This window comes from Streptomyces tailanensis, from assembly GCF_008386495.1.
GTDB lineage: Bacteria > Actinomycetota > Actinomycetes > Streptomycetales > Streptomycetaceae > Streptomyces > Streptomyces tailanensis.
In genome coordinates this window covers 73,827-100,144 of record NZ_VTHJ01000044.1, presented here as the reverse complement: position 1 = coordinate 100,144, position 26,318 = coordinate 73,827, and the positions used below count along the sequence as shown (strand labels likewise).

Sequence of the window (26,318 nt, the reverse complement as noted above, 5' to 3'; positions counted from 1 at the left end):
TGTGATGACCACTCTCGCGCGGGGTGTGCGGGACAGGGTTCTGGCTGGGGTTCTCGGGGCGGGCGAGCCTCTTTCTCCGTAGCGATTTCTCCATAGCGATACGCGAGTACACGTACGCGAGTTCGTGAGTACGCGAGGGAAAGGGACCCGACGACATGCCCGTTGCGGATACGGATACCGACACAGACACCGGTGCGCTCGCTCCCCGCCTGAAACTGACCCTGGTGCTGCTCCTCGCGGCTCAGTTCATGCTGGCCGTGGACTTCTCCATCCTGAATGTGGCGCTGCCGGTGATCGGCGACGGGCTGGGGTTCTCGTCGGCGGGTCTGCAGTGGATCGCCACGTCGTTCGCGCTGTGCGCGGCGGGGTTCACGCTGCTCTTCGGCCGCGTGGCCGACCTCTTCGGACGGCGGCGGCTGTTCCTCGGCGGGCTGGTGGTGCTGGGCGCGGCCTCGTTGGCCGGGGGGCTCGCGCGGAACCCGGAGGTGCTGATCGTGGCCCGGGTCTTCCAGGGGCTCGCGACGGCCGCCGTCACACCCGCAGGGCTGTCGCTGTTGACTACCTCCTTCCCCGAGGGGCCGTTGCGGGAGAAGGCTCTCGGTCTCAACGGGGCGCTGATGTCGGCCGGTTTCACCACCGGGGCGATCCTCGGCGGCCTGCTCACCGAACTGCTCTCCTGGCGCTGGGCGTTCTTCGTCAACGTGCCCGTGGTCCTGGCCGTACTCCTCGTCGCCCCGGCCGTCATCAAGGAGTCCCGGCCCGACGAACGCCCGAGGCTGGACGTGCCGGGTGCCGTCAGCGTCACGCTCGGTCTGCTGGCCGTCGTCCTCGGCCTGACCCGGGCGGGCGAACACGGCTGGGGCTCGGCGTCCGCGCTGTTGTGGCTCGCGGCGGGTGTCGTTCTGCTCCTCGTCTTCTACTGCGTCGAACGCCGGGTCTCCGAGCCGCTGGTGCCGGTCGGTGTGCTCGGGAAGCGGTCGGTGGCGTGGGGGAACGTGGCCGGGCTGATCGCGTTCCTGACGGAGACCTCCCTGGTCTTCCTCCTCACCCTCCACCTCCAGGAAGTCCTCGGCTTCTCGCCGCTGGCCGCCGGGCTGTCGTTCGGCGTGCTGGGGGTCGGTACGGTCGTCGGCGGCACGCTGGCGCCCAAGGTCATCGGCAGGATCGGCAGCAGGCGGACGCTGATCGTCGGCGGTGTCGTCCAGACCGTCTTCACGGTCGCCCTGCTGGGGATGGGCGACGACCGCTCCTGGATGTGGCTGCTGCTGGCCTGCACCTTCGCCGGGGGCGTCGGCAACATGCTGGTCATCGTCGGTTTCATGGTCACCGCCACCTCCGGGCTCGACGACCACGAGCAGGGCCTCGCCACCGGACTCGCCACCATGACCCAGCAGATCGGCATCACCATGGGTACGCCGATCATGAGCGCCGTCGCCACCGCCGCGGCCACCGGTGGCGGAGCGGCGGCCATGCTCGGCGGTCTCAAGGCCGCGATCGCCCTGAACGCCGCGCTCGTGCTCCTCGGCACCCTCACCAGCGCCGTGTTCCTGCGCGGCGGCTCCGTGCCCCGGCAAGCTGGAGAACCTGCCGGTGCTACGACTGAAAGGTGACCACATGCGGAGCAGGGCCGGTTTCATCGCGACCGTGTACGACCTCGGCGGCGAATGCGGGGTGGGGCCCGGCTCCCCGGCGTGGGGCATGACGCCCGTCGCTCGGGGTGCGCTGGGGCAGATCTGGAAGTTGTCGTCGGGGAACGGCTTCTCGTGGGCGGTGAAGGAGCTTCTGTTCGGCTGTGACGAGGGGCAGGTGGAGCGGGAGGCCGCGTTGCGGAACGCCGCGGAGGGGCTGGGGATTTCGGCGCCGCGGTTCCTGCCGGACAGCACCGGGGCGTACGTCTCTCGGCTGCCCTCCTCGATGGGCGGGTCGTACGTGAAGCTGTACGACTGGGTCGACGGGGTCGAGGCGGATCCGGCCGATCCGGAGATCCTGGCGTGGTGCGGCCGGACTCTGGCCCTGCTGCACAGGGCCGGGGAGGGGGCGAGCGGGGCGCCGAACGCCTGGTACGAGGAGTGCCCGCGACCGGCCGACTGGGCCGAGTTGTACGAGGCGGTGCGGCGGGCCGGTGTGCCGTGGGCGGACGAGCTGGGGCGGTTCGTCGCCACCTCGGCGGGGGAGCTGGCGGACCATGTCACCCCTTCCGGCGCCGGTGACGTGGTGGTGTCCCATCTCGACATGCGGCCGCAGAACGTCCTGGTCGGCCCGGCCGGGCCCGCCCTTCTCGACTGGGACAACGCCGGCCTCATATCGGCTGAACGCGAACTCGCCCGCGCCGTCCATGTATGGGCGGGCGGGAACGACTTCGACGCCGACTCCGCCCGGCGGCTGGTCCGGGCCTACCTGGACGCCGGCGGGCGCGCTGTCATCAAGGGGCTGGACTCCTTCTCGATGCTCTTCGCGACGGACCTGAATTTCGTCCGCGTACAGGCCGAGTGCGCGATCGACCCGAACGTTACCCCGGCCCAGCGCGAGTTCGCGAGCGACCGGGTCGTCGCCACGTTGCGGAACCTGCCGGACCTGGCCGCCGTCGCACGACTGACGGAGGCGCTGGCACCCGAGTGGTGACGGGTTCGGCTACCAGGGCCAGGGGCTTCAAGGGCGGCAGGTGCGTACGCCGTAGGGCGCGGGGCTGTGTCGATTTGCGGCTCCGCCGCGTGGGCGCGACAAGCCCCCACTCACCCGCAGACGACAACGCACCCGAACCCGCCGCTCAGCCCCGCCCTGCCCGCTGTGCGCGGGCCCGGGTCGCGCGGCGGCGGGCCGCTCGGGCGGTCAGCAGTGCGCCGATGACCATGATGAGGCCGACGGCGGCCGCGGCGCCGCCGATGGTCACCAGTTCCGTGTCCAGAGGCGGGTGTTGGGTCTTCGGGGTGCCGTCGGGGGTGGCCAGGTGTTCCTTTCCCTTGTAGGCGATGGGCTCGGTGCGGTCGGTGGGGGGCTTTGCGGAGGACTGGACGGCGGCGGCCGCGTCGATCATGCCGTAGCCGTCGAGAGGGCTGGGGCCGGTGGAGGCGTGGCGGGCCGTGCTGGTCAGGATGGAGCGGACCTGGGCGGAGGTCAGCTTGCCGTTCGCGGACTTCATCAGGGCCGCGACGCCCGCGGTGAGGGCCGTCGCGGGTGAGGTGCCGTTGATCGCCTCGTAGCCGCCGGTGTTCTTGGCGCTCATGATGGCCACGCCCGGCGCGGCCACCGAGTTGTAGGTCCGCACGGTGGAGAACCCGGCCCGGGAGCCGCTCTGCTGGAGCGCGGCGACGGCGATCACGCCCGGGTAACCCGCCGGGTACTGGGCGTCGTTGAACTCGTCACCGCTGTTGCCCGCCGACGCGAGGACCGGAACGCCGGCCTGCGCGGCGCGGCCCAGGGCGTCGGCCTCGTCCTCGTCGTAGCTGTCGCCGAGGAGTTCGCCGCCGATCGACATGGAGATGACGTCGGCGCCGTGCTCGATCGCGTAGTCGATGCCCCGGGCGACCCTGCTGGTCCCCGTGTAGAAGTCCTCGTCCTCGTCCTCGTCGTTGGTGATGCGGATCGAGAGGATCTCGGCCTTCGGAGCGACCTTGAGGACGTCGGAGGCCATCGCGGTGCCGTGGTCGCCCCACTTCGCGTCGCCCGGCTGGAGGCCGTCCTCGACATAGTCCGGGCCCGTGGTGACCTTGCCGGCGAGGGCCGGATGGCCGGCCTCGACACCGGAGTCCAGGACGGCGACGGTGACGCCCTCGCCCTGCGCGGTCCGGTGGGCCTCGGCCAGCCGCAGCGCCGAGTACTCCCAGCTCTGCGGGACGGTCTCGGCCGCGCGGGGCGCGGCGGTCGCCGTACCCGACGCCGTACCCGACGCGGTGAGGCCGATCAGGGACGCCGCCACGGCCACGGCGGTACGCCGCACGATCACGACGATCACGAGGTCTCCCTCAGCAGGTTCATCAGGTGCACTTCCATGTCGTCGCAGAGGGCCTTCGCGGCGCCCCGCCACGGGGCCTTGTCGTCCCCCGCGGACCAGCTGTGGCTGCCCCACTCGCCGGGCAGGTCGCCCGCCTTCCGGCCGTCGACGGCGCCGGTGGAGGCCACGAGGACGTACGGCATGCCGCCGACCTCCAACCCCGCCCCGCCGTTGCTGCGCGCCCCGCTCCACTTGGCCGCGACGGTGCCGGGCACGGCGTACGGCTTCGCGCCGACCTCGGGGTCGAGCTTGTCCGCGTCCTTCTCGAAGAACTCGGTCATCCGCGCGGACCCGCCTTCCGGCAGCACGATCACCGACACCGTCCCCACGGTGTTCCCCGTCGGGTCCACGTACGTCGCGCGCAGCACCGCCTCGCAGTCCAGGTCCTTCACGGCGGCCGCGGTGACCTTGTTGAGCCCGTCCTCGCACCCGGTGTCCTGGGATATGCCGAGCCGGTGCCAGGTGGCCCGCTTCGGGTCGTTCTCCGTGACGCTGTTCACGGGTGCCAGCACCTCGGGGAAGAACGCGTCCGCCGGTTCGTTGCGCCACATCGTCGGCCCGTACTCCCCGCCGTTCGATATGACCTGGCTGTGGTTCGAGTACGCGTGGCTGACCAGGAAGCCGCCGCCGAGCATGCCGAGGACGCCGAAGACACCGAGGACGGCCGCCAGGCAGCCGAGGCCCGTGCCTGACTTCCTGGGCGGCGGCAGCGGAGCGCCCGGCCGCGGTGGGGGTACCGGTGCGTGGGGGTGCGCGGGATACGGCGGGGCGGGGTGGGCGCCGTAGGGTGCCGCGCCCGGGTACTGGGGTGCCGGGTACGGGGGTTGTGGTGCCGTCCCCGGGTACTGCGGTTGCCCGGGGTACTGCCCCTGCCCGGGCGGCCAGGCGCCCTGGGGCGGCGGGGGATAGGACATTGCCCCTGATCTCCCTCGTTCGTCGTCGATGTCTCGGTCGATGTCTCATTCGCGAGCGCGACGTACGGAGAGAGGGAAGACGGCAGCGCAGATCTGTACACGGTGATGCCGAATCGCCACATGCCCCCGCACATGCGAACGCTGATCATATAGAGCCACCGTGACGAGTCGTCGCCGGGACCGTCAGTCGATACGAGGGGCGGGCGAGGCGGACTGCTGCAGATCAGCCACTGCCGAAGTCCTTGGTCTTGACGAAGCGTCGGTCCGTCTTCGAGGGGCCGTCCTGCGTACCGCGCAGGATCCAGTAACCGGCGTCCTTGCGCGGCTTGTTGAAGCCGAACGTGCCGATGAGGAGCTCGTCGCGCCCGTCGGTGTCGAGGTCGGCGAGGTACAGGTCCCAGCCGAAGTGGTCGCGGTCCCCCGAGCTCGCCGGTGAGCCGCCGAGGCCGATGGCATACCGGTCGAGCGTGACGGTACGGTCCGCACTGAGCCCGCCCTCGCCGCCGAGCAGCACCACCACCTGGCCGACACGGCGGTCGTCGCCGCCGAGCGACTGGATCGCGGCGTCGTCGTGGCCGTCGCCGTTGACGTCGCCGACCGCGACGGCGAGGGCCACCTTCAGCTCCCCGAGGTCGCCGGAGCGCGCCTCGCCCCGGCCGGGGCCCTTGCTGTCGCCGTAGACGACGGCGGCCCGTTCGTCGTCCGGCCACTCGCCGAAGATGTCCTGCTTGCCGTCGCCGTCGAAGTCCCCGACGGCGACGGGGGTCGCGCCGTTCGAGATGCCGGGCACGGACCCGGCGCTCTTCAGCCCCTTGGCCGTGCCCCGGTAGAACGTGGAGTCGGTGACGCCCTCCGGCAGACCGTCCTCCAGGCGCGCGTCCTCCTCGTCGTACCGCGCCTTCGTCACCAGGTCGTCCCGGCCGTCGCCGTCGAAGTCGCCGACGAACGTGGACACCACCGACGCCCAGCCTCCGTGCCCCACGTCGAGGGTCGAGGTCGTACGGGGCTTCGCGCCGTCCCGTTCGAAGGGGCCGTACAGGACGGTGGCGGGCTGCGGCCCGTCGGCGGATTCGCTGAACGAGGGCGCCGCGAGGGTCATCAGGTCGAGGGCGCCGTCGCCGTCGAAGTCGCCGGTGGCCGCGGCCCGTTCGTCGTCGGCCGGAAGCTCGGTCGCGCCGCCGAGGCCGTCGGAGCCACCCCAGACGATGCGCTGCTCGGACGTGAACTCCCCCTCCGAGTCGGGCACCATGTCGCCTGTCACGACGTCCGCATGGCCGTCGCCGTCCAGATCCCCGGTGTACTGAGTCGACTGGTCATGCCCGATCGGCCCGCTGCTGATCCTGGGATCGAGCTCGGGCAGGCGCTCCGGGAGCCGGAACGCCGCGCCCGGTTCCGTTCCCCCGGGCGCGGCGAGGGCGACGAAACGGTTCCGTTGCCACTCCGCCTTGTCCTTCGCCCTGTACCAGCCGTTGACGACCACGTCGGCGTGCCCGTCTCCGTTGACGTCGTCCCGGTTGACCTCACCGTCGCTCCCCTTGGAGGCGGACTTCGAGGGGGACTTCGAGGCGGAGGGGGACGATGACGCCGTTCTCCCCGCCGTGTCCGTGTCCGTGTCCTCGTTCGAGCAGGCCGTCAACAGCGAGGTGGTCACGCAGAGACAGGCCAGGGTGGAGACAAGATGGCGGTGAGCTGAACGGTGCATGGCGCAAGTCTGCGAGACACCGCTCACGGACCCGTAACGGCCGGGCCAAGACCGGATTCCGGTCCCGCCCCGGCCGCACGGGCGAACCGTCAGTCGATACGGGAGAAGCGGCGGCCGGCCAGCGTCAGCAGGATCAGGGACGGTACGACGACGAGGCTCAGCTCCAGGAGGACCGGTGGGGCCCAGCCCCACCACTCGGGTCCGGCCCGGAACCAGGCCGGGGTGGGGGCGCTCGGGTCCGGGTCCGGCATGGTGCGGCGCAGGGCGTCGACGCCGTAGCTCAGCGGGTTGGCCCGTACCACCATGCCCAGCCACGACTGCAGCCCGCCGACGGGGAACAGCGCGCCGGACAGCAGCACCGCCGGGGCCATCGCCAGTCCGGACACGATCTGGAAGGTCTCCGGGCGCCGGATGCACACCGCCGCCGAGACACCCAGCGCGGTGAGTGCGAAGGCGAGCAGGGTGATCTCGCCCAGGACCAGGAGCAGCCGGGGGTGATAGGGCACCCCCATGGCCCCGGCGAGGGCCAGGACGGGCAGCGCGTACAGGGCCCCGGTGGTGGTGCCGCCGAGGCAGATGCCCGCGAGGACCGCGGCCCGCCGTACCGGCGCGACCAGCATCTGCCGCAGGAACCCGGACTGCCGGTCCCACATGATTACCGTGCCCACGGCGACGGCCGGTCCCTGCACGACCATCAGCAGCGTGCCGGGGAACAGGAACGCTTGGTAGAGGCCGAGATCGCCGCCGGTGGAGCCGATCCCGTTGCCGAGCACGAACAGGAACAGCAGCGGCGCCGCGAGCCCCATCACCAGCCGGGCACGGTTGTGCAGGAACCGCACCATCTCCCGCCGCCACAGGATCCGCACGGTCCGCAGATCCCCCGCGAACCCGCCGAACGGGCCGTCACGGAACCCGGCTTCATCGATGACGGCCCCGGTGGTCTTGGTACTCATATCGATCGAGGACTCGGACGTGGACTCGGACGTGGTCGCCGACGACAAAGGGATGCCTCCTCCTGAGGGACGGGACTCTCGCGACAGTGACACGCCTAGCGGATCGTGCGGCCCGTATAGTGCAGGAACACGTCGTCGAGGGTGGGCGGCTCGACGGTCACGGAGTGGATGGGGACGGTCAGTTCGGCGCACAGCCGGGGGACCAGGGCGGCCCCGTCGGGCGCGCGCAGCCGTACGCCGCCGGGGCCGGTCACCGTCGCCACGCCGAACAGCCCGCGTACGGCCTCGGCGACCCGCTCGTCGTCGTCGGTGCGCAGGGTGACGAGGTCGGCGCCGATGACCGCCTTCAGCTCCCCGGGCGAGCCCTCCGCGACCAGTTCGCCGTCGTCGATGATGGCGATGCGGTCGCAGTGCTCGGCCTCCTCCAGATGATGCGTGGTCAGGAACACGGTGATGCCGTGCTCCCGGCACAGCAGCCGCAGATGCTCCCGGACGGCGGCCCGGGTCTGCGGGTCGAGCCCGGTGGTGGGCTCGTCGAGGAAGAGCACCCGGGGGCCGTGCACCAGCGCCCGGGCTATCTCCAGGCGGCGGCGGGTGCCACCGGAGAGGGCGCGTACGACGTGGCCGGCCCGGTCGGCGAGGCCCATCAGGTCGAGCAGCGCGGTACTGGCGGCGCGGGCCGCCGGGCCGGGCAGCCCGTACAGCTCGGCCTGCAGGCGCATGCTCTCCATGGCCGTCAGATCCTGGTCGAGGGTCTGCTCCTGGAAGACGACGCCGATCCGGCGCCGTACCCGCCCGGCCTCGCGGGCCACATGCGCCCCGGCCACCCACGCGTGGCCGAGCGTCGGCCGCAGCAGGGTGCACAGGATGCCGATGGTGGTGCTCTTGCCCGCCCCGTTGGGGCCGAGGAAGCCGAAGATCTGGCCGGCCGGGACGGTGAGGTCGAGTCCGACCAGGGCCTCTCGGGTCCCGTAGAGCTTGCTGAGTTCCTCGGTGCGTACGGCGATGTCGGCGCCCGGCACGATAACTCCCCCTCTGTTATGAGTGCTTCCGTGGCGCGACGGTGATGAGCGGCGGGATGCCCGGCGTGAGCGGCAGGTCCTCCACCGGGCGGCCCTCCGCCTCCACCCACGCGTGGGCGACCATCGGGACCGTACGCATGCCCGTACGCCAGGTCGGCCAGCTGCCGCGGACGCGGCACAGCAGCACGGTGGCGATGGAGCGCGGCAGGCAGCCCTGCCCGGCGCAGCGCACGCTCACCGCGACCACCTCACCGCGCGCCCGCGCGGCCTCGGCGTACGTCGCGGGGCGGGCGCCGCGGGAACAGGCGGTCAGGATCTGCCGGATGCGCAGCGGGGAGAGCCGGCCGATGAGGTGCGCGGCGCCCACCGCGAGCAGCGGCAGCGGGCGTCGGTGCAGGGGCAGCCGGGGCCGGGCCCGGAAGACGCTGGGGACGCTCACGCGACCACCAGCCCGATGTCGGCCAACTGGGCCGTGAGCGCGTCGACATCGGCCGCCGCCCGCTCCTCGGAGACCTCGTACCGCTCGACCAGGACCCTCGCCACCTCGTCCGGGGACGAACCGTCGAGCAGGGCGCGCAGGATCAGGGCGCCGCTCGGATTCAGCTTGAAATAGCGGCCCTTGCGCTCGTCGAGGAGGACCATGCCGTCCTCGACGTCGGAGGCGGAGACATGCCGTCGCAACTTGGTGGTCCCGTTCACGCCGCCGCCTCGCTTCCCAGGGAGGTGGTGGACGTGGCCGGTCCGGTGTGGGCGCGCAGCCAGGTCTCGACGGCCAGGGTCGCCTCCAGCGTGACCGGGGACAGCCGGGGCGGGAACATGCTCAGACACGCCCGGCGCAGGGCGTCGGCGTCGACGAGGCCGAGCGTGCCGAGGAGCGGCTGGTCGAGCAGCTCCGCCAGCTGCGCGCGGTGGGCGCGCAGACCGCTCTGCATCTCGGCGCTGTACTCGCCCTTGGTGCTGCGAGTGAGCAGCTCGGCGGGCATGGCGTCCCGCATCGCCCTCACCAGGAGCGGCTTGTACGCGAACGGGGTGGTGCGCTCGTGCAGTTGTACGGACAGGGCCGCCTCCAGTACGCGGTCGTCGTAGAAGGGGTAGTGCGTGGGCAGGCCCGCCCGGCTGGTGACGCGGGTGAGCTGACGGACCATCCGGGTGCCGTTCAGCACGGACCACAGGACCTCGTGCCGGCCGCGGCTGCCGGCGAGGGGCTCGGCTTCGAGGGCGGTCCGCCAGAGCAGTTCGCGTACGGCGCCCGCCGCGTCCGGGCTTGCCCAGGGCGGCAGTTGGGGCCGCAGCATCTGCCAGCTCAGCGCCGGGGAGCCGTCCAGGGCCAGTACGGGGGAGAGGTCCTGGGCGGTGTCCGCGAGCCAGCGCCCGTACGAGCGGTTGTCGGCCAGCGCCCGCAGCGTCGGCAGCAGGCGCCAGCGCTGGGTGGAGACCGTGGCGCGCAGGTGGGCGACGGCGGTGCGGGGCCGGGTGCGGAACGTGGTGTGCAGGTACGGCGGGCGCGCGGACAGGATCTGGTCCGCGCCCTCCCCGGACAGATGCAGCCGCGAGCCCCGGCCCGTCAGGCGGCGCGCGGTCTCGGCGAACGCGGCGTGGACGCGGCCGCCGAGGGCCGGTTCGTCGACACCGTCGCCCGCCCGCAGCACCCCGGTGTAGTGGGCCGGCAGGTCGGCCGTCGGCAGCACCAGATGCTCGGCCTCCGGCAGTCGGTCCGCGGCCCGACGGGCCCAGGAGAGGTCGTCGTTGGCGGGGTCGGAGCCGCTGAGGGTGAGGGCGAGCAGCCGGGCGGGCCCCCGCGCGGCCAGGAAGCACAGCGAGGTGGAGTCCAGCCCGCCGGACAGGTCCGAGCTGATCAGCCCGCCGCCGGCGGTGCGTACGGCGACCGCGTCCGAGAGGGCCCCGGCCAGCCGCTCCGCGCCCTCGGCGAGGGGGAGTTCGGGCTCGGGGGCGTGCCACCAGCGCCGCGTACGGGAGTGGCCGTCGGGGTCGGTCAGCAGGGCCGTACCGGCCGGGACCGCCGTCACGCCCCGCCACAGGGGGCGTTCGCCGAGGGGGTGCGGGATCAGTGGGTCCATGAGGCGGAGGGCGACCAGGCGTTCGTCGATGCCCGCGCCGAGGGCGGTGGCCAGGACGTCCGAGCGGTCACAGGCGACCACGACACCGGCCACCCGGGCGGAGAACAGCCGCCGCAGCCCCGAGGCCGTGCCCTGGGACCGCAGCCGACCCGCCTCCGACGCGAGCAGATGGCAGCTGCCGGTCGGGCCGTTCGCGCCGATCCGGTCGAGCGAGCCGAGCGCGTCGCCCTCCCGGACGAGCGCGGCGAGGCGGGCGCCGGTCAGCGGGGTGAGGCCCACGGCCGCCACCCGGGCGTCGCCGACCGCCGCGACGACGACCTCGTCGTCGGCCCAGTGCCCGACCAGCCACGGCCGCCCCGAGGCGTGCTCGACGATCCGCGCCGCCTCCGCGCCCAGGACCGCGGCGGCCGCCCGCGCGGCCTCGCAGTCCGGGAGAACCGCGAACCAGCCGCTGCCCGGCGCCGCTGTATTTTCCGGCATCACGCTCATAACCCCCTGGTGTTTGCCCGGCCTTGAGAAAGGTGTATTCGGTGAACGAATTGCAGTCGCGGCCGGGATTTCACGTAGCCACGCTGGAAAAAAGGGGTGGGTTCGACCCGGCCGCGACCGGTCACGTGCGAATCACGCTCGACGCGAGGTGACGATCGGGATCAACAGACGGTCTGCTGGGCGGGGAACTCGAAGAAGTCGAACCCACAACCCGTGGTCAGCTCCGAGTACTCGGCGACCTCGGCCACCGCCGGCGGCTCGTACACCGGCTTCTGGTCGGTCTGGGCCTGCTCCATCGTGTGTCTCCTTCCGGTTGGACGGACATTCCGGATTCATGCTGCGATGCCGGATGCACGACTCACAAGGGCGGTTTTCGCCGCGAAGGAAAGAGAGAAGGAAAGGCTGATATCGAGCAGGAATTCGAGTTTGCGGCGCCGTTTTATCGGCATGACCGGGGCGGGGCGGCCGGCGTTCGCGCGGGCGATGATGGGGCGTCGGGTCCGCCACCGTCCAGCGGGGTCCGTTCAAACCCTCCCTACCGGTGATTCGCCGTCACTTTCCCAGGCCCTTTCCCGGCCCCTTTCCCGGTAATCCGACAATGGCCGAAAGCGTCACGAAGGGCGGCCCGCAGCAGCGCGCATACGGAAACGGCCCGCCGCGGACTGTGCCGGGCGAGCCGTTTCCTGTGGTGAGGGCGAGGCGGGTTGAACCGGGTGGGCCGAGCGTCAGGCGCCGATGTTGCTGAGGAGCGCCCGGAAGTTGGTCTTGTTGCCGGTGATGTGCTGCTTCTTCTGAACGGCCTTGCCGAAGGACTTCACCTGCGGGGTGGCGTCCCACGTGGCCTGCACGGTGTTGCCCGTGACCTTCACGGGCGGCGTGGCCTTGATGGCGATGGCCGCGTTGACGTTGGTGACCTTGGAAGAGCCGATGGTCTTCCGCGGGCCGTCACCGGCGGTGGTGTAGCGGAGGGTGAGGGTCTCGCTGGTGACCGGGATCTTGAAGATCTCCTCGGTCACGGTGAAGCGGACGGTGGTGGTGCGGTTCTTGTCCTTGGCGACGGTGGAGCTGACCTTCGTGACGAACCGGACTTCCTTGTTGTACGGGTCGGTGATGTTGACCGGCGTGCCGATGGGGCCCTTCGCCCGGCTGAGCAGCGCCCGGTAGATCCGGCGGTCCTGAAGGTCCTTGACGAAGACGGCCTTCTGCCCCTTGTTCAGCTTCAGGAACTTCTTGAGCGCCACCTTCGCCTCGGGAGACTTCTGCGTCTGGAGGTACTTGGTGTACCCGGCGACGGTCAGCTTCGCGGCCGGCTTGGCCGGGCCCTGCTCCACGGCGTGAGCCGCGGGCGCGAGCACCGCGAGACCGGCGACGGTGGCGACCGCGGCCGACGTGAGACGGCCGGTGGTGGACGTGAACATGTGGAACTCCCCGTTGACGAGTGCGAGTGCGAGTGCGCGTGTGATTGCCCTGCGCCAACGACCCTACGAACGCCCGCCCTTGGCCGAAATTGTCTCTCCAGCCACTGCCCGAAAGGACACTGCCCGATCGGCCGACGGCGACGGCGGCGGGGACGGCGACGGCGGCGGGGACGGAGCTTCGAGCGTGGTCAGGAGGCGGACGGAGCGAGCTCCGCCACCGCGAAGGACGCCTGGTCCCGGGACGTCGTGCCCTCGGTGATCCACCAGTGCGTGGGGTCCTCGCCGTACGTGCCGAACATGGTGCCGGCCCCCCAGTCGAGGATCAGCTCGTCCTTGCCGTCGCCGTTGAAGTCGGCGGCTCCCGCGGGCCGGGTGTGCCGCCATTTCGCGGGCCCCTTGTCCACGGTGCGCCGGACCGGAGTGCGCTTGTCGCCGTCGATGAGGGTGGCGCCCGCGTACGTGGCGACGAGGATGCCGTCGCGGCCGTCGCCGTCCGGGTCGGCGGCGAGGAAACCGCCGGGCCCGTACATGCTGCCCCTGCCCTCGGGCGCCTCGGGCAGCCGGTGCCCGATCGCTTCGCCGCCCCTGCCGGGATACACGTCGAGCGATCCGTCGACCTCGGGCGGCTCCGTCTCGTAGCCGGGCTCGTTGTTGCGCCCTCCGTCGTCCCCGACGGCCACATCGCGCAGCCCGTCGCCGTCGAAGTCGCCGAACGCGTGGGCGTTTCCGGCGCGCAGCCGGGTGCCGTTCGAGGACAGGCCGGTGCCGCGCTGTGCCCGGTACAGGACGTTGCCGGACTGCTCACCGTCGCTCGGCTCGTTGACCAGCAGGGATGTAGCGCGCGGCTCGCCGGACGGATTGATGGCGTCCACGACGATGCCGCCCTCCGGCAACGGCAGACCGGTGTCCGTACGGGCCGCCGCGCCGCCCCGCGTGAACGGGCCGTACAGCACCACCAGGGACGACCCGTTCTTCGCGACCCCCGCGAGGTCATGCCGCCCGTCCCCGTCGAAGTCGCCGCGCGCCACGGTCACGAGGCCCATCCTCGACGCGCTCCGCGGCAGCCGAAGCGGGGTCGCTTCGGCCCCCGTCGTCGGCCCGCCGGGTCCGCCCCAGGTCACGTACGGAGCGGTGTTCGTGCTGTGCACCTCGACGCCCGCGACGTTCTCCACGACGTTCCCACCGGCGACGGTCGTGACCAGGTCCGGGAAGCCGTCACCGTCCAGGTCGGCGACCGTGTCCGGGGCGAGCGCGCCGCTCCCGGCGCCCGCTGCCTCCGCCGAGTCCGGCAGCCCCAGGTCGCGGCGGCTGTGCACCGTACGCGTCCCGGGGTCGAGCCCCTTCGCCGAGCCGTACAGCACGGCGATCCGCTCACCGCCGGGGACCGACACCACGAAGTCGCGGTACCCGTCGCCGTTGATGTCGTCGGGATCCTTCGCCCCCTTCCCCCTGGCCGGCGCCCGACTCTCCTCGGGCACACCGGGCAGCCCACCGGAGACCTCGGGCGCCGGATCCCCCTCACGCTCGCGCCCTGTTCCGCCACCGCCACAGCCCGAGAGCGGGGCGAGCACGGCACAGGCGACGCAGACGGCGAGGACGGGAAAGGCCGTACGAGGCTTCATCTGGGTCCTCCGTGGATACTCCGGTGTTTACGCCGGAGAGGAAACGGACTCCTGTAGAGCAGGNTTCATCTGGGTCCTCCGTGGATACTCCGGTGTTTACGCCGGAGAGGAAACGGACTCCTGTAGAGCAGGGCAGGGAGCGGGGTTTCGCCGTCAAGGCGAAAGACCGTGCTCTGTCCCGCAGGTTTGATCTTCACCTGTGGCGCCGCTAGTTTGTGAGCGTGGCCGCGAACCATGTGAAGCGGGCGTTCAAGTACCGCTTCCATCCGACGGATGCGCAGGCGGCAGAGCTGTCGCGCACCTTCGGCTGTGTGCGCAAGGTCTACAACCTCGCCCTCGCGGCTCGCACGCAGGCGTGGACGCGGCAGGAGCGGGTCAACTACAACGCCACCTCCGCGATGCTGACGGCGTGGAAGAAGACAGAGGAACTGGCCTACCTCAACGAGGTCTCCTCGGTACCGCTCCAGCAGACGCTGCGGCACCTCCAGGTGGCGTTCGCCAAGTTCTTCGGCAAGCGGGCGAAGTACCCGCGCTTCAAGTCCCGGAAGAAGTCGCGGAAGTCCGCCGAGTACACCACCAGCGGTTTCCGCTTCCGCGACGGCAGGATCACCCTCGCGAAGATGGCCGAGCCGCTGGACATCGTCTGGTCCCGGCCGCTGCCTGAGGGCGCGAAGCCGTCCACGGTGACCGTTTTCCAGGACGCGGCCGGACGCTGGTTCGTCTCGATGCTGTGCGAGGACCCCACCGTGATCCCGCTCCCCGCCGCACACACGGAGATCGGTATCGATGCCGGGCTCGACCACCTGGTGACGCTCTCCACCGGAGAGAAGATCACCAACCCGAGGAACGAGCGCAAGGACCGAGCCCGCCTCGCCAAGGCCCAGCGGGAGCTGTCCCGCAAGGCCAAGGGAGACGGGACCAACCGGGCCAAGGCCCGGCGTAAGGTCGCCAAGATCCACGCCCGTATCACCGACCGTCGCCGCGACGGTCTGCACAAGCTGACCACTCGTCTCGTGCGCGAAAACCAAACGCTCGTGATCGAGGACCTGACCGTACGCAACATGGTCAAGAACCACAGCCTCGCCCGCGCCATCTCCGATGCCGCATGGCGGGAACTGCGGAGCATGCTGGAGTACAAGACGGCGTGGTACGGGCGGAACCTGGTGGTCGTGGACCGCTGGTTCCCCTCCTCCAANCTGGAGTACAAGACGGCGTGGTACGGGCGGAACCTGGTGGTCGTGGACCGCTGGTTCCCCTCCTCCAATCGAAGGCGAACGCCTTGTAGACCTTGGCGTTCTGCAGGTAGCCGACGAACGCCTTCTGCTTGGCCGCGGGCAGCTTGCGGAACGCCTTCAGCTCAGCTGCTGCGGGGCTGATCAGTGCCAGTGCTGATCAGTACCAGTTGTTGGCCTGCCAGAAGTTCCACGCGCCACACGGGCTGCCGTAGCGCTCCTTCATGTAGTCCAGGCCCCACTCGATCTGGGTGGTGGCGTTGGTCTTCCAGTCGGAACCGGCGGAGGCCATCTTCGAACCGGGGAGCGCCTGGACCAGGCCGTAGGCGCCGGAGGACGCGTTCGTCGCGTTGACGTCCCAGTCGCTCTCGTGGTCGACGATCTTGGCGAAGCAGCTGTACTGGGCCGAGTTGCCGATCATCTTCTTCGCGATCGACTGCGCCTGAGAGGCCTCCGACGCGGCCTGGGCGGGCGCGGCGGCGAGCAGCGTACCGGCGGTGGCGGCGGCCACGGCGGCACCGGCGAGGGCCTTCTTCGGGGAGGCGATGCGGCGGAGAAGGGAGAGAGTCACGGGGAGCCTTTTCTTCGGGGACATGACCGTCGCGGGCATGCCTTCACCACGTGAGGTGCGGTGGGGGCGTACGTCGGCGCCGCGGCCCGGGTGGGCACGTCGGCGCCGTGCGACTCGTCCACAGAAGCAGGCCGGGCGACCTGTCCGCAAACACCCCTTTTGCTAGTTATGGTCGTATGTGTGGAGGAGGTCGCTTGTGTGACGTGGCTCTCAATGTGCAGGTCAGGGGTACTTACGCCGCGCACATGTCATGCCATTCGATCTACGACCCCACTTCGTATGTGACCTGGGTCCTGTGGGCTGGTTCACGACTCGGCTGACGGACCGTGGCGAGTGCGTGGCAGGGTGTTCACCGCGTGGGTGGGGCAAATGTGACCGGCCTCTCGAACGCCGCCCGGCACCTGGCCCGGCCTGAGGGCCGCCTGTGAGCCGGCCACGGTAGGTTCCGGACATGCGGATGGGGAGACTGCTCGGGGCGGGACGCACGGCGGACGTGTACGAGATCGAGGACGGGGCCGGGGAGGGGCTCGGGGCCGACGGGATCGCGTGGGTGCTGCGGCGCTACCGGGTCGACCGGGGTGACGCGACCGCCGAGGCGGAGGTCATGGAGTACGTACGCGGCCACGGCTACCCCGTACCGTGCGTGCGCACGGCGACCCCGACCGCCTCGCCCACATCTACCCTCACGGAGACGGGCCTCAGCGAGGCGCGAGCCCGCCGGGCCGCCAACCCGACGATGAGCGAGCAGGAGGTCCAACTGCTGGGCAAGGCCGAGAAGTTGATCCGCGGGCTGGCTTTGTAATCCGGTTGAGCGCCCGTGGGGCCGGGACTACCGTGCCTCGGGTGACGAACCCCGAGTCGGACAGAACCGAGCCGCCGGTCACTCGGCGGCGAGCGGTTCTGTGACGAGCGGCGACCGGTGACGGTCGGCCGCCTCTCAGCCGATCTCACTTCTCGCTTCCAGTGACCGGGCACGCGTGCCTCTGTCCCGTACCTCGCGTACCTCGACGCTGGAGTCGACTCCTTGCCTCTCTTCGTCTACGTCCTCAGCCTTGCCGTTTTCGCGCAGGGGACCTCCGAGTTCATGCTGGCCGGGCTCGTGCCGGGCATCGCTCACGACATGTCCGTGTCCGTGGCGGCCGCCGCGAGCCTGACCTCCGCGTATGCCGTCGGGATGATCGTCGGCGCGCCGGTGATGGCCGCGTTGAGCGCCCGTTGGCCACGCCGTCGGGCGCTGGCGGGCTTTCTGGCCGCGTTCGTCGTCGTGCATGTGGTCGGTGCGGTCACGGCGAGCTTCCCGGTGCTGTTCGGTACCCGTGTCGTCGCCGCGATCGTCAACGCGGGGTTCCTCGCGGTCGCGATGTCCGTGGCGACCGGCCTGGTCGCGCCGGAGCGGCGGCCCAGGGCCACCGCGACCCTGTTGTCCGGGGTGACGCTGTCGTGCGTCATCGGTGTGCCCGCGGGCGCGCTGCTCGGCGACTGGTCCGGCTGGCGATCGGTGTTCTGGGCGGTCGCCGCGCTGTGCCTGCCCGCACTGGCGCTGGTGTTCCGGTCGGCGCCCTCTTCCTCCGCCCCTCGTCCGCATGACGTCTCGATCAGGCGGGAGGCGCGCGAACTGCGGGCGCGTCCCGTGCAGTTGGCGTTGCTCCTCGCGGCCCTGGTCAACGGGGCGACGTTCGCGACCTTCGCCTACCTCGCCGTCATCGCGACGGACGTCGCCGGCCTGCCCGGCGTGGCGGTACCCGGCCTGCTCGCCGCGTTCGGTGTGGGCGCGTTCATCGGGGTGACGATCGCGGGCCGCGTCGGCGACGAAGGGGTTGGCAATGGGCGGCTGGGGATGCGACCGGGGCTGATCCGTACCCTGTACGTCCTGCCCGTCGGATGGGCGGTGCTGGCGTCGACCAGCGCGTACCCGGTACCGCTGTTCATCGCGGCCGTCATCCAGGGCGGGCTGTCGTTCGGGATCGGCTCGACGCTCGTCCATCACGTCATGTCCGTCGCGTCCCGCGCCCCGTCGCTGAGCGGTGCGTTCGCGACGGTCGCGCTGAACGCCGGCGCGTTCCTGGGGCCGCTGCTCGCCGGCGCCGCGACCGAGGCGACGCACGACCACCGGCTCGCGGCCTGGGGCAGCGTGGTTCTGTCCGCGTCGGCCGCCGCCGTCGCCCTGCGTACGCGACCCGCGAACGCGTCCCCGGCAGAGGGAGCGCACCGCTGAGCCGAGCCGCCGTCCAGCGCCGGCCGCACTCCGCGGCCGGCGCGGGACTCGGCTTCGCCACGAACCACCTCCGCCTACGACCCCGCCTCGGGCAGCACGGGCTCGATCCGGAAGAGCTGGCCGCCGATCTGGCCGATGAGGGTGTGGTCGTGGAGCATCAGCTCTGGGGCGACTCCTCCCTCCACCGGGCTCTTCGGCAGGCGGACCTGGCCGCGCCAGCGGACCTCGCCGCTGCCCAGGTCGAGGCCCACCAGGTGGCCGGACGGATCAAGGTAGTAGGCCACGCGGTTGTCGAGGTCCACGGCGGCGTCGGAGGCCAGTTCCAGCATCGCGGGGTCGCGTGGGTCCTCGCGCAGGGTGAGGCCGAGCTCGCGTGACCACAGTCGTTCGCCGTTGTCGGCGGAGTACGCGATGACGGTGCCGCCCCTGCGGGACGTCAGGATGATGCCGTCCGCGACGTCGCCCATCGGCATGCCGTCCGCGCGGTGCTGCGACACCTTGCCCGAGCCGAGGTCGACGCGGGTCAGGGTGGCGGGCCCGGGGTCGCCGAAGTACTCCTGGTCGCCGGCCATACCGCCCAGCAGTACGGCATCCCCGTCCGTGCCGAGATAGATCGTCGGGCCGTCGACGGTCGCGACCGTCCGGGCCTCGCCGGTCGCCGGGTCCAACCGCACGACGGTGCTGCGTTGCGGGGCCTTCTCGCTGTCCGGCGAGCACATCAGGTACGGGACACCGTTGATCGCTGCCCGGTCGCAGTCGGCCTGCTTCCACTTGTAGGTCCACAGCGTCCGGCCCGTCGTGTCGTCCAGCGCGGCCACGCTCTTGAAGGACGGGGAGTTGGCGAGGATCCCGCCGTCGAACAGCACGCCGGAGTCCCGGTCGCGGCTGTCGTCGGCCAGCTCGTGCTTCCACAGCACCCGGCGAGTGTCGATGTCGAGGGCGACGAGGTCGGTGCCGGCTCTGGACGTCCCCGGGGCGTGATCGGCGTAGGTGTACAGCACCCCGTCGCGGACACCGGCCAGCGATCCCGCCGGGGTGCCGTTGCCGTCGTTGGCCTCGGCCTTCCGCCGCCACTCGACCTTTCCGGTACGGGCGTCCACGCCGATGCCGTCGTACGCCGCCCCCCGGCAGTAGACGGCACCCGGACCGGTGGTGCAGGCGTCCCAGGACGTACCCGGCAGCGTGGTCCGCCACAGCAGCCTGCTCTCCTTGCTCACCCCCGAAGCCGGCGGCTGTGTCCTGTCGCCGCCGCCCCCACCGGTGACGAGCACCGAGCCGACGGCGATACCGGCCAGGCCGAGGGCCGCACCGCCCGCGCGCACGAGGTTCCGCCGTCGGCGGCGGCGCACGAGGCGGTCGGCGAGGCCTGCGGGAGCGCCGGGGCTGTCGGGGGTCCAGCCGTTGAGGACGTCCCGGATCGTGCGGTCCAGCTGGTCGGCGTTCATGTGTGTGCTCCCCTCGGCACGTTGGTGCTCGGGGCCGCGGTCGCGGCACGAGCGGGCGCGCCCAGCTCCGGCGCGAGACCGCGCAGCCGGGCCAGCGACCGATGGGTGGTGCTGCGCACCGTGCCCACCGAGCAGCCCAGGACGCTCGCCACCTCCGTCTCGGACAGGTCTTCGAAATAGCGCAGCACGAGCATCGTGCGCTGCCGCGGGGTCAGCCGGCCGAGCGCCTGGCGCACCGTGATCCGCAGATCGGCGGCGGACGTGCCGTCGGCGACACCCGCCAGTTCCTCCGGCGGCGTGGCGAACGTCGCCTCGCGGTGTGGGCGACGCAGCCGCCAACGGCTGATCTGGTGCCGGTACATCACCTTGCGCACGTAGCCCTCCGGGTCCTCGATGTGTCGCCAGCGACCCAGCGCCTTCAGCAGAGCGATCTGCACGAGATCCTCGGCCTCGTGCCGGTCGCCGCCGGTGAGCAGGTTCGCCAGGCGGAGCAGGGCGCTCCACCGGGCGTCGACGAATTCCCGGAATCTCTCGTGGTCCTGCGGGTCCATGGGCCCTCCCGTTTCCTGACGCTCACAAGGACGCGAGGACCACCGGCGATCTATGCGTGCCGTTCAGGGCTTCTTTCGCGGGAATCTGCTCGCACGTCTCCTCACACCGCGACGTACGTCACCGGCTCGCTCCCCGCCACCGCCTCCGCCCGCCCCAGTTTCACCAGGCGGCGGAGGTGGGCCTCGGCCTCGGAGACGGCGATGTTGCGTGAACCGAAGGGGATGCGGTCCCAGGGGCGGTTCCACTGCATGCGTTCGGCGAGCTGCCAGGCGGTGAGGGGCTCGGCGAGCAGGGCGAGCAGGCCGGTGAGCCGGGACTCGTGGTGGGCCAGCAACTCCCGTACCCGGCCCGCCGAGTCCGTGAACGCGTACTGGTGGGCCGGGAGGATCTCGGCGGGAGCGAGGCGGCCGACGCGTTCGAGGGAGTCGAGGTAGTCGCCGAGGGGGTCCGTGACCGTGTCGTCGTCCGGGTCCTCGTACAGGCCGATGTGCGGGCTGATCTCGGGGAGCAGGTGGTCGCCGGAGAACAGGCGGCCATGGCCCGGGAGCTGGGCGGGGTGGGCCTCCTCCAGGTGGAGGCAGACGTGGCCGGGGGTGTGGCCCGGGGTCCAGATCGCGCGGAGACGGCGGCCGGGGAGGTCGAGGAGTTCGCCGGGGACGATCTCGCGGTCGGGCAGGGCGGGGGAGAAGCCGGGGAGGGCGCGGGGGCGGCTGGGGGTGCGGAGGGGCGCGAGGTGTTCTTCGGGGGCGCCCGCGGCGGTGAGCTTGTCCCTCATGTACGAGAACCAGAGGTCCGGGCCGGTGCTCCGGGTGCGCCGTACGATCGCCGTGTCCGCGGCGTGCATCGCGATCCATGCGCCCGATGCCTCGCGCACCGCGTTTGAGAGGCCGTGGTGGTCGGGGTGGTGGTGGGTGATGACGACGCCGTGGATCTCCTCGACGGTCGTTCCGCATGCGGTCAGTCCCGCGGTGAGGGTGTCCCACGATGTCGGGTCGTCCCAGCCGGTGTCGATCAGTACCGGGCCGCGGTCTGTGTCGACGACGTATATGAGGGTGTGGCCCAGTGGGTTGTCCGGGATGGGGACCTCGATGGAGCGTACGCCGCCGCCGTGCTCGACCGTCTGCGCCATGGTCCCCACTATAACTAGAACGGGTTCCAGTGAGGGGTTGCTGTCGTATCTTCTTCGCCCCCGCCAGGGCGCCCAAGGGCTCGGGGGTGCTGTTTGTGTGGCGGGTGCGGGTGGGTTGTGGTTGCTCGCGCAGTTCCCCGCGCCCCTCGAAAAGCGGGGGCTGCGCCCCGTGCTTTTTGTCTTTCAGGGGCGCGGGGCTGTGTCGATTTGCGGCTCCGCCGCGTGGGCGCGACAAGCCCCCACTCACCCGCACCCGCCGGACATTCCCGCCCCCATGGACTCCTCTCAATAGAACTGGTATCAGTTCCTTGTCTGATGGATCATCAGAGAAGTTGCTGAGATGACCTGGCTCCGGGAGGCGGCAGTCCATGACCGAGCTCGTGGAACACGGACAACTGTTCATCGGCGGGGAGCTGACCGACCCGCTGGGTGCGGACGTCATCGAGGTGGTCTCGCCGCACACGGAGGAGGTCATCGGGCGCGTACCGCACGCCTCGCGTGCGGATGTCGACCGGGCCGTGGCCGCCGCGCGGCAGGCCTTCGACGACGGCCCCTGGCCGCGTATGACCCTCGACGAGCGGATCGCGGTCGTCACCCGGATCAAGGACGCCTTCGCCGTACGCCACGAGGACTTCGCCCGCCTCATCAGCGCGCAGAACGGCACCCCGTACACCTCCAGCGTGATGATCCAGGCGCTCGCCTCGCTGATGGCATGGGACGCGGCGATCACCACCGCCCGCGACTTCACGTACGAGGAGCGGCGTGACGGCGTACTCGGGAAGATCCTCGTGCGGCGCGAACCGGTCGGGGTCGTCGCGGCCGTCGTCCCGTGGAACGTGCCGCAGTTCACCGCGGCCGCCAAACTCGCCCCCGCCCTCCTCGCGGGCTGCCCGGCGATCCTGAAGGTCTCGCCCGAAACCCCCCTGGACGCCTACCTGTTGGCGGAGATCGCGGCGGAGGCCGGCCTGCCCGAGGGGGTTCTGTCCATCCTCCCGGCCGAGCGTGAGGTCAGCGAGTACCTGGTCGGACACCCGGGCGTCGACAAGGTCTCCTTCACCGGCTCGGTCGCCGCCGGCAAACGGGTCATGGAGGTCTGCGCCCGCAACCTCACCCGCGTCACCCTCGAACTGGGCGGCAAGTCGGCGGCCGTGATCCTGCCGGACGCCGACGCGCGGACCGCCGTCGCCGGCATCGCCCCCTTCGCCTGGATGATCAACGGCCAGGCCTGTGTCGCCCAGACCCGCATCCTCGTCCCCCGCTCCCGCTACGACGAGTTCGCCGAGGCCTTCGCGGCGGCGGCCTCCGCGCTCAAGGTGGGCGACCCCCTCGACCCGGCCACCGAACTCGGCCCACTCGTCGCCCAGCGCCAGCAGCGCCGCAGCCTCGACTACATCCGCATCGGCCAGGAGGAGGGCGCCAAGATCCTCACCGGCGGCGGCCGCCCACCCGGCCTCGACCGCGGCTGGTACGTCGAACCGACCCTCTTCGGCGACGTCGACAACACCATGCGCATCGCCCGCGAGGAGATCTTCGGCCCGGTGATCTGCCTCCTCCCGTACGGCGACGAGTCCGAAGCCGTGAAGATCGCCAACGACTCCGACTACGGCCTCAGCGGCAGCGTCTGGACCGCCGACACCGAACGCGGCATCGACATCGCCCGCCAGGTCCGTACTGGCACCTATTCCGTCAACACCTTCAGCCTCGACATGCTCGGCCCCTTCGGCGGCTACAAGAACTCCGGCCTGGGGAGGGAGTTCGGCCCCGAGGGCTACGGCGAGTACCTGGAGCACAAGATGATCCACCTGCCCGCCGGATACGAGCCGCCCGCCACCGTCGTCGCGGGGAAGGGCGTCGGGTGATGGGCGACCGCTGGCATGTGGAGGTCGACCGCGCCCTCTGCATCGGCTCCGCCCAGTGCACCCACCTCGCCCCCGACGCCTTCCACCTCGACTCCGCCATGCAGTCCCACCCCGCCGCCCCGGAGGCCGACGCCACCGAACACGTCCTGAAGGCGGCGGAGGGCTGCCCGGTGGAGGCGATCACGATCACCCTGCTCGGGAGCGGGGAGCCGGTGTTCCCGCCGGAGGAGTAGGGGCTTACGCTCGCGGTCGTCACCAGGAACGACCGGGGCGGGGAAGCGTGCGGAAGTCCGAGGCCAAGCAACTGATCAAGCAGGCGTACGCGGCCTGGGACGCCGAGGAGTGGCAGCGCGCCGCCGACCTCTACGAACGCGTACTCGCCCACTACCCGGACGAGAAGCCGAGCGCGGAGTGGTGGTACGACGCCGCGCTCGGCCACAAGTTCCTGCGCAACTGGGAGAAGGCGTACGAACTCGGCGTCCAGGCCGCCGCCCGCGCACCACGCGGGGAGGGTGACCCGGCGTACTGGAACCTCGGCATCGCGGCCACGATCCGCCGCGACTGGACCACGGCCCGCGACGCCTGGTCCGGCTTCGGCTTCGAACTCCCGGACGGCGAGGGCGAGATCAACGGCCGCTTCGGTGCGGCCTGCGTCCGCCTGGACACCGACGGCGAACGCGAGGTCGTGTGGATGGAACGCCTCTGCCCGACCCGCGGCCGTGTCGTCAACGTGCCCGTGACCGGCGGCCGCCGCTACGGCGAGATCGTCGTCCACGACGGCGAACCCAAGGGCGAACGCGTCGTCAACGGCACGACCTACCCCGTCTTCGACGAACTCCTCCTCTTCGAACCTTCCGACCTCCCCACCCTGTCGGTGACGGTCGCCGCGGCCGAGCGCACCGATCTGGAGTCCCTACTCGCCCTCTTCACCGACCACGACTTCGGCGCGGAACCCGCCAGCAGCGTTCAGACCTACTGCGCCTGCTGCAGCGAGGGCACCATCCACAAGGAACAGGGCGTCCACGGCGGCACCCAGCGCGTCTGCCTGGCGGCCCCGGAGGACGAGGCCCGACGACTGCTGGACCGCTGGGCGGGGGAGACGGCGGTCGGGCGGAGCTGGAGCGGGCTGGAGGTCATGGATCAGGCGGCCATGAAGCCCACTTGAGCAAGACGTCGCGGAGCCGGACTTGGTTGTCCGACTCCGGGACCATCCGTCATGCCCTGTCCCTCCATCCGTGGTCGGAGCAATCCTGTCTCTCTGGTGGATTCGCTCAACTCCAGTGCACGAAAGGGTTAGTGCGTCTCACACGCAACTACCCCGAGGACCCCCCACGTGCGAAGAAGTCGAACAGCTTCTTTCCTGGCGGTCAGTACAGTCGCCGCCCTGGTACCCGCGATCGCACCGGCTACGGCATCCGCCGCAGATCCCCTGAGCCAGTACCTCAAGCAGAAGCCGGCATGGCACCGCTGCGACAAAGAGATGCCGAAGGCCTTCCAGTGCGCCACGATCAAGGTGCCCCTCGACTACAGCCGCCCCAAAGGCAAGAAGCTCGATCTCGCGATATCGAGGCTGAAGACGAGCACCAAGAGCGAGCGTCGCGGTGTGCTCCTGATCAACCCCGGTGGCCCGGGGGGTACGGGCGTCGACATGCCGCAGCTGTTGGCGAGCGAGCTGCCGAAGTCCGTGAAGCGCAAGTACGACCTCGTGGGCTTCGACCCGCGAGGCGTCGGCCAGAGCTCTCCCGTCGGCTGCGGCCTGACGGACCAGGAACAGAACTGGGAACGGGCGTACAAACCCGAGACGTTCGCCAAGGACGTGAAGTGGGCGCGAACCGTCGCCGAGAAGTGCCACGCCAAACAGGGCGACAAGCTGCGCCACATCAGCACCCGCAACACCGCCCGGGACATGGACGTGATCCGTGCCGTACTCGGCGAGAAGAAGATCTCCTACCTGGGGTACTCGTACGGCACCTACCTCGGCGCGGTCTACACGCAGATGTTCCCCAAGCGCTCCGACCGTTTCGTGCTGGACAGCGCCGTCGACCCGGCGCGGATCTGGCGCGGCATGATCCAGGTCTGGGCGGAGGGCAGCGAGCCCGCCTTCACCAGGTGGACCCAGTGGACCGCCGAGCGGAACGCCACGTACAAGCTGGGGAACACCCCCCAGGCGGTCCGCAAGACCTTCTACGACCTGATCGCCCAGGCCGACCGCGAGCCCATCGACCTCGACGGGACCGAGCTGACCGGTGATGACATCCGCTCCGGCGGCCGTGCCATGTTCTTCAGTGTGCGCGACGCCGCCGAGACGGTCGTCGAGCTGAAGAAGGCCGCCGAGGGCAGGCGCCCGTCCGGTGACCGGGAGACCAGGACGGCCACGCCGCTTCCGCCGTCGTTCGGTCGCGCCGTGCCCGCGGACAACGGCACCGCCAGCTTCTGGACCGTCCTCTGCGCCGACACCCGCAACTGGCCGCGCGACCCCGAGCAGTACCGCAGGGACGCGATCCGGGACAAGGGCAGGTATCCGCTGTACGGCGACTTCGCGTCCAACATCAAGCCGTGCGCGTTCTGGAAGAAGAACGGCAGTGAGCCCGCCACCAGGATCGGCAACAAGGTCGGCGCGTTGATCCTGCAGAACGAGTGGGATTCCCAGACCCCGCTGACCAGCGGCCAGGGCCTGCGCCGTGTCATGAAGGGCGCGAAGATGGTCACGGTCGTCGGAGGTGTCGGACACGGCATCTACGGCTCCAAGTCGTGCGCGGACAAGACGGCCACGGTCTACCTGACCACCGGCAAGCTGCCGGCGAAGGATGTGACCTGCAAGGCCGCTCCGGCACGCGAGAGCAGCGGCGCCAACCCGCTGCCGCTGCCGACGCCTCGGGGGATCCCGGGGTTGGCCGGCGGCTTCTGACCTCCGGACAAGGTGAGTCCCGCGTGGAGCCCTCCGCCTGCGGCGGGCCCCACGCGGCTCGCACGCCCCCACTCCCGACTTCACCATGGGTAAAAAATCCCATCTGGGGGTTGCGTACGAATAAGGGTGTTATATCCTGAAAGTCGGCCTACGGGACGAGTGAGGGAGTCCAACCGGAGTAGCCGACATTTGCGAGAGGTCAGACTCCGCTGGTGCCG

At 70.9% G+C, this 26,318-nt stretch carries 23 protein-coding genes and 1 pseudogene; 9 read left to right on the top strand and 15 right to left on the bottom strand.

The genetic code is table 11. The features are described 5' to 3' along the window. The first annotated feature begins 155 nt into the window (after positions 1 to 155). Positions 156 to 1,610: an MFS transporter gene (locus tag F3T56_RS30410; protein ID WP_149828544.1), complete on the top strand. Its 1,455-nt coding sequence runs from the start codon at positions 156 to 158 to the stop codon at positions 1,608 to 1,610. 4 nt (positions 1,611 to 1,614) lie between these two features. Continuing rightward, positions 1,615 to 2,622, top strand: a complete 1,008-nt coding sequence (locus F3T56_RS30405) for a phosphotransferase enzyme family protein (protein ID WP_149828543.1) — start codon at positions 1,615 to 1,617, stop codon at positions 2,620 to 2,622. 145 nt (positions 2,623 to 2,767) lie between these two features. Here the strand turns inward: F3T56_RS30405 and F3T56_RS30400 are convergent, their stop codons facing one another. The 11 genes from F3T56_RS30400 to F3T56_RS30350 form a co-directional block, all read right to left on the bottom strand. Next, a complete protein-coding gene (locus F3T56_RS30400) occupies positions 2,768 to 3,952 on the bottom strand; it encodes a S8 family peptidase (protein ID WP_149828542.1) in 1,185 nt (394 codons plus the stop codon). Continuing rightward, positions 3,949 to 4,905, bottom strand: a complete 957-nt coding sequence (locus tag F3T56_RS30395; RefSeq protein ID WP_246204042.1) for a hypothetical protein — start codon at positions 4,903 to 4,905, stop codon at positions 3,949 to 3,951. Before F3T56_RS30395 ends, F3T56_RS30400 begins: the two co-directional genes overlap by 4 nt. A gap of 223 nt (positions 4,906 to 5,128) precedes the next feature. Beyond that, positions 5,129 to 6,607 carry an FG-GAP repeat domain-containing protein gene (locus F3T56_RS30390; RefSeq protein WP_149828541.1) on the bottom strand — a complete coding sequence of 493 codons (1,479 nt, stop codon included), beginning with the start codon at positions 6,605 to 6,607 and terminating at the stop codon, positions 5,129 to 5,131. Between the two features lie 89 nt (positions 6,608 to 6,696). Continuing rightward, on the bottom strand, positions 6,697 to 7,560 hold the full coding sequence (locus tag F3T56_RS30385) for an ABC transporter permease (protein ID WP_149828540.1): 864 nt from the start codon (positions 7,558 to 7,560) through the stop codon (positions 6,697 to 6,699). Positions 7,561 to 7,655: 95 nt separating this feature from the next. Next, on the bottom strand, positions 7,656 to 8,582 hold the full coding sequence (locus F3T56_RS30380; RefSeq protein ID WP_246204040.1) for an ATP-binding cassette domain-containing protein: 927 nt from the start codon (positions 8,580 to 8,582) through the stop codon (positions 7,656 to 7,658). A gap of 16 nt (positions 8,583 to 8,598) precedes the next feature. Next, positions 8,599 to 9,021, bottom strand: a complete 423-nt coding sequence (locus F3T56_RS30375) for a lasso peptide biosynthesis B2 protein (protein ID WP_149828538.1) — start codon at positions 9,019 to 9,021, stop codon at positions 8,599 to 8,601. Further along, positions 9,018 to 9,281, bottom strand: a complete 264-nt coding sequence (locus F3T56_RS30370) for a lasso peptide biosynthesis PqqD family chaperone (RefSeq protein WP_246204038.1) — start codon at positions 9,279 to 9,281, stop codon at positions 9,018 to 9,020. Before F3T56_RS30370 ends, F3T56_RS30375 begins: the two co-directional genes overlap by 4 nt. Next, positions 9,278 to 11,140: an asparagine synthase-related protein gene (locus F3T56_RS30365; RefSeq protein ID WP_149828537.1), complete on the bottom strand. Its 1,863-nt coding sequence runs from the start codon at positions 11,138 to 11,140 to the stop codon at positions 9,278 to 9,280. The genes F3T56_RS30370 and F3T56_RS30365 overlap by 4 nt, the downstream gene beginning before the upstream one ends. Positions 11,141 to 11,310: 170 nt before the next feature. Further along, positions 11,311 to 11,445, bottom strand: a complete 135-nt coding sequence (locus F3T56_RS30360) for a lasso RiPP family leader peptide-containing protein (protein WP_149828536.1) — start codon at positions 11,443 to 11,445, stop codon at positions 11,311 to 11,313. A gap of 429 nt (positions 11,446 to 11,874) precedes the next feature. Then, positions 11,875 to 12,567, bottom strand: coding sequence for a hypothetical protein (locus tag F3T56_RS30355; RefSeq protein WP_149828535.1), 693 nt, complete (start codon positions 12,565 to 12,567; stop codon positions 11,875 to 11,877). A 188-nt stretch (positions 12,568 to 12,755) separates the two neighbouring features. Further along, positions 12,756 to 14,189 (bottom strand): FG-GAP repeat domain-containing protein, encoded by a 1,434-nt coding sequence (locus F3T56_RS30350; RefSeq protein ID WP_149828534.1) that lies wholly within the window; start codon positions 14,187 to 14,189, stop codon positions 12,756 to 12,758. 221 nt (positions 14,190 to 14,410) lie between these two features. Here F3T56_RS30350 and F3T56_RS30345 point away from each other — a divergent pair. Beyond that, a pseudogene (locus F3T56_RS30345) lies at positions 14,411 to 15,388 on the top strand (RNA-guided endonuclease InsQ/TnpB family protein); the annotation flags it as partial. A gap of 193 nt (positions 15,389 to 15,581) precedes the next feature. Here the strand turns inward: F3T56_RS30345 and F3T56_RS30340 are convergent. Next, on the bottom strand, positions 15,582 to 16,016 hold the full coding sequence (locus F3T56_RS30340) for an aggregation-promoting factor C-terminal-like domain-containing protein (RefSeq protein ID WP_484422106.1): 435 nt from the start codon (positions 16,014 to 16,016) through the stop codon (positions 15,582 to 15,584). A 427-nt stretch (positions 16,017 to 16,443) separates the two neighbouring features. Between F3T56_RS30340 and F3T56_RS50215 the strand changes: the two genes are divergently transcribed. Further along, positions 16,444 to 16,794: a hypothetical protein gene (locus F3T56_RS50215; protein WP_149828532.1), complete on the top strand. Its 351-nt coding sequence runs from the start codon at positions 16,444 to 16,446 to the stop codon at positions 16,792 to 16,794. Between the two features lie 222 nt (positions 16,795 to 17,016). Continuing rightward, positions 17,017 to 18,207, top strand: coding sequence for a Cmx/CmrA family chloramphenicol efflux MFS transporter (locus F3T56_RS30330; protein ID WP_149828531.1), 1,191 nt, complete (start codon positions 17,017 to 17,019; stop codon positions 18,205 to 18,207). 74 nt (positions 18,208 to 18,281) lie between these two features. Here F3T56_RS30330 and F3T56_RS30325 read toward each other — a convergent pair whose 3' ends face one another. The 3 genes from F3T56_RS30325 to F3T56_RS30315 form a co-directional block, all read right to left on the bottom strand. Next, positions 18,282 to 19,652: an outer membrane protein assembly factor BamB family protein gene (locus F3T56_RS30325; RefSeq protein WP_149828530.1), complete on the bottom strand. Its 1,371-nt coding sequence runs from the start codon at positions 19,650 to 19,652 to the stop codon at positions 18,282 to 18,284. After that, positions 19,649 to 20,203, bottom strand: a complete 555-nt coding sequence (locus F3T56_RS30320; RefSeq protein WP_149828529.1) for a SigE family RNA polymerase sigma factor — start codon at positions 20,201 to 20,203, stop codon at positions 19,649 to 19,651. The genes F3T56_RS30325 and F3T56_RS30320 overlap by 4 nt, the downstream gene beginning before the upstream one ends. A 101-nt stretch (positions 20,204 to 20,304) precedes the next feature. After that, positions 20,305 to 21,333 (bottom strand): Strvi_7410 family MBL fold metallo-hydrolase, encoded by a 1,029-nt coding sequence (locus F3T56_RS30315; protein WP_149828528.1) that lies wholly within the window; start codon positions 21,331 to 21,333, stop codon positions 20,305 to 20,307. Between the two features lie 368 nt (positions 21,334 to 21,701). Between F3T56_RS30315 and F3T56_RS30310 the strand changes: the two genes are divergently transcribed. From F3T56_RS30310 to F3T56_RS30295, 4 genes are all read left to right on the top strand, one after another. Then, positions 21,702 to 23,192, top strand: a complete 1,491-nt coding sequence (locus F3T56_RS30310) for an aldehyde dehydrogenase (protein WP_149828527.1) — start codon at positions 21,702 to 21,704, stop codon at positions 23,190 to 23,192. Continuing rightward, on the top strand, positions 23,192 to 23,425 hold the full coding sequence (locus F3T56_RS30305; protein ID WP_149828526.1) for a ferredoxin: 234 nt from the start codon (positions 23,192 to 23,194) through the stop codon (positions 23,423 to 23,425). The genes F3T56_RS30310 and F3T56_RS30305 overlap by 1 nt, the downstream gene beginning before the upstream one ends. Positions 23,426 to 23,472: 47 nt before the next feature. Further along, positions 23,473 to 24,357 (top strand): tetratricopeptide repeat protein, encoded by an 885-nt coding sequence (locus tag F3T56_RS30300; RefSeq protein WP_149828525.1) that lies wholly within the window; start codon positions 23,473 to 23,475, stop codon positions 24,355 to 24,357. Between the two features lie 168 nt (positions 24,358 to 24,525). After that, the gene (locus F3T56_RS30295) at positions 24,526 to 26,100 is read left to right on the top strand and encodes an alpha/beta fold hydrolase (RefSeq protein WP_149828524.1); all 1,575 of its coding nucleotides are present in this window, start codon (positions 24,526 to 24,528) and stop codon (positions 26,098 to 26,100) included. The last annotated feature ends 218 nt before the right edge of the window (positions 26,101 to 26,318 follow it).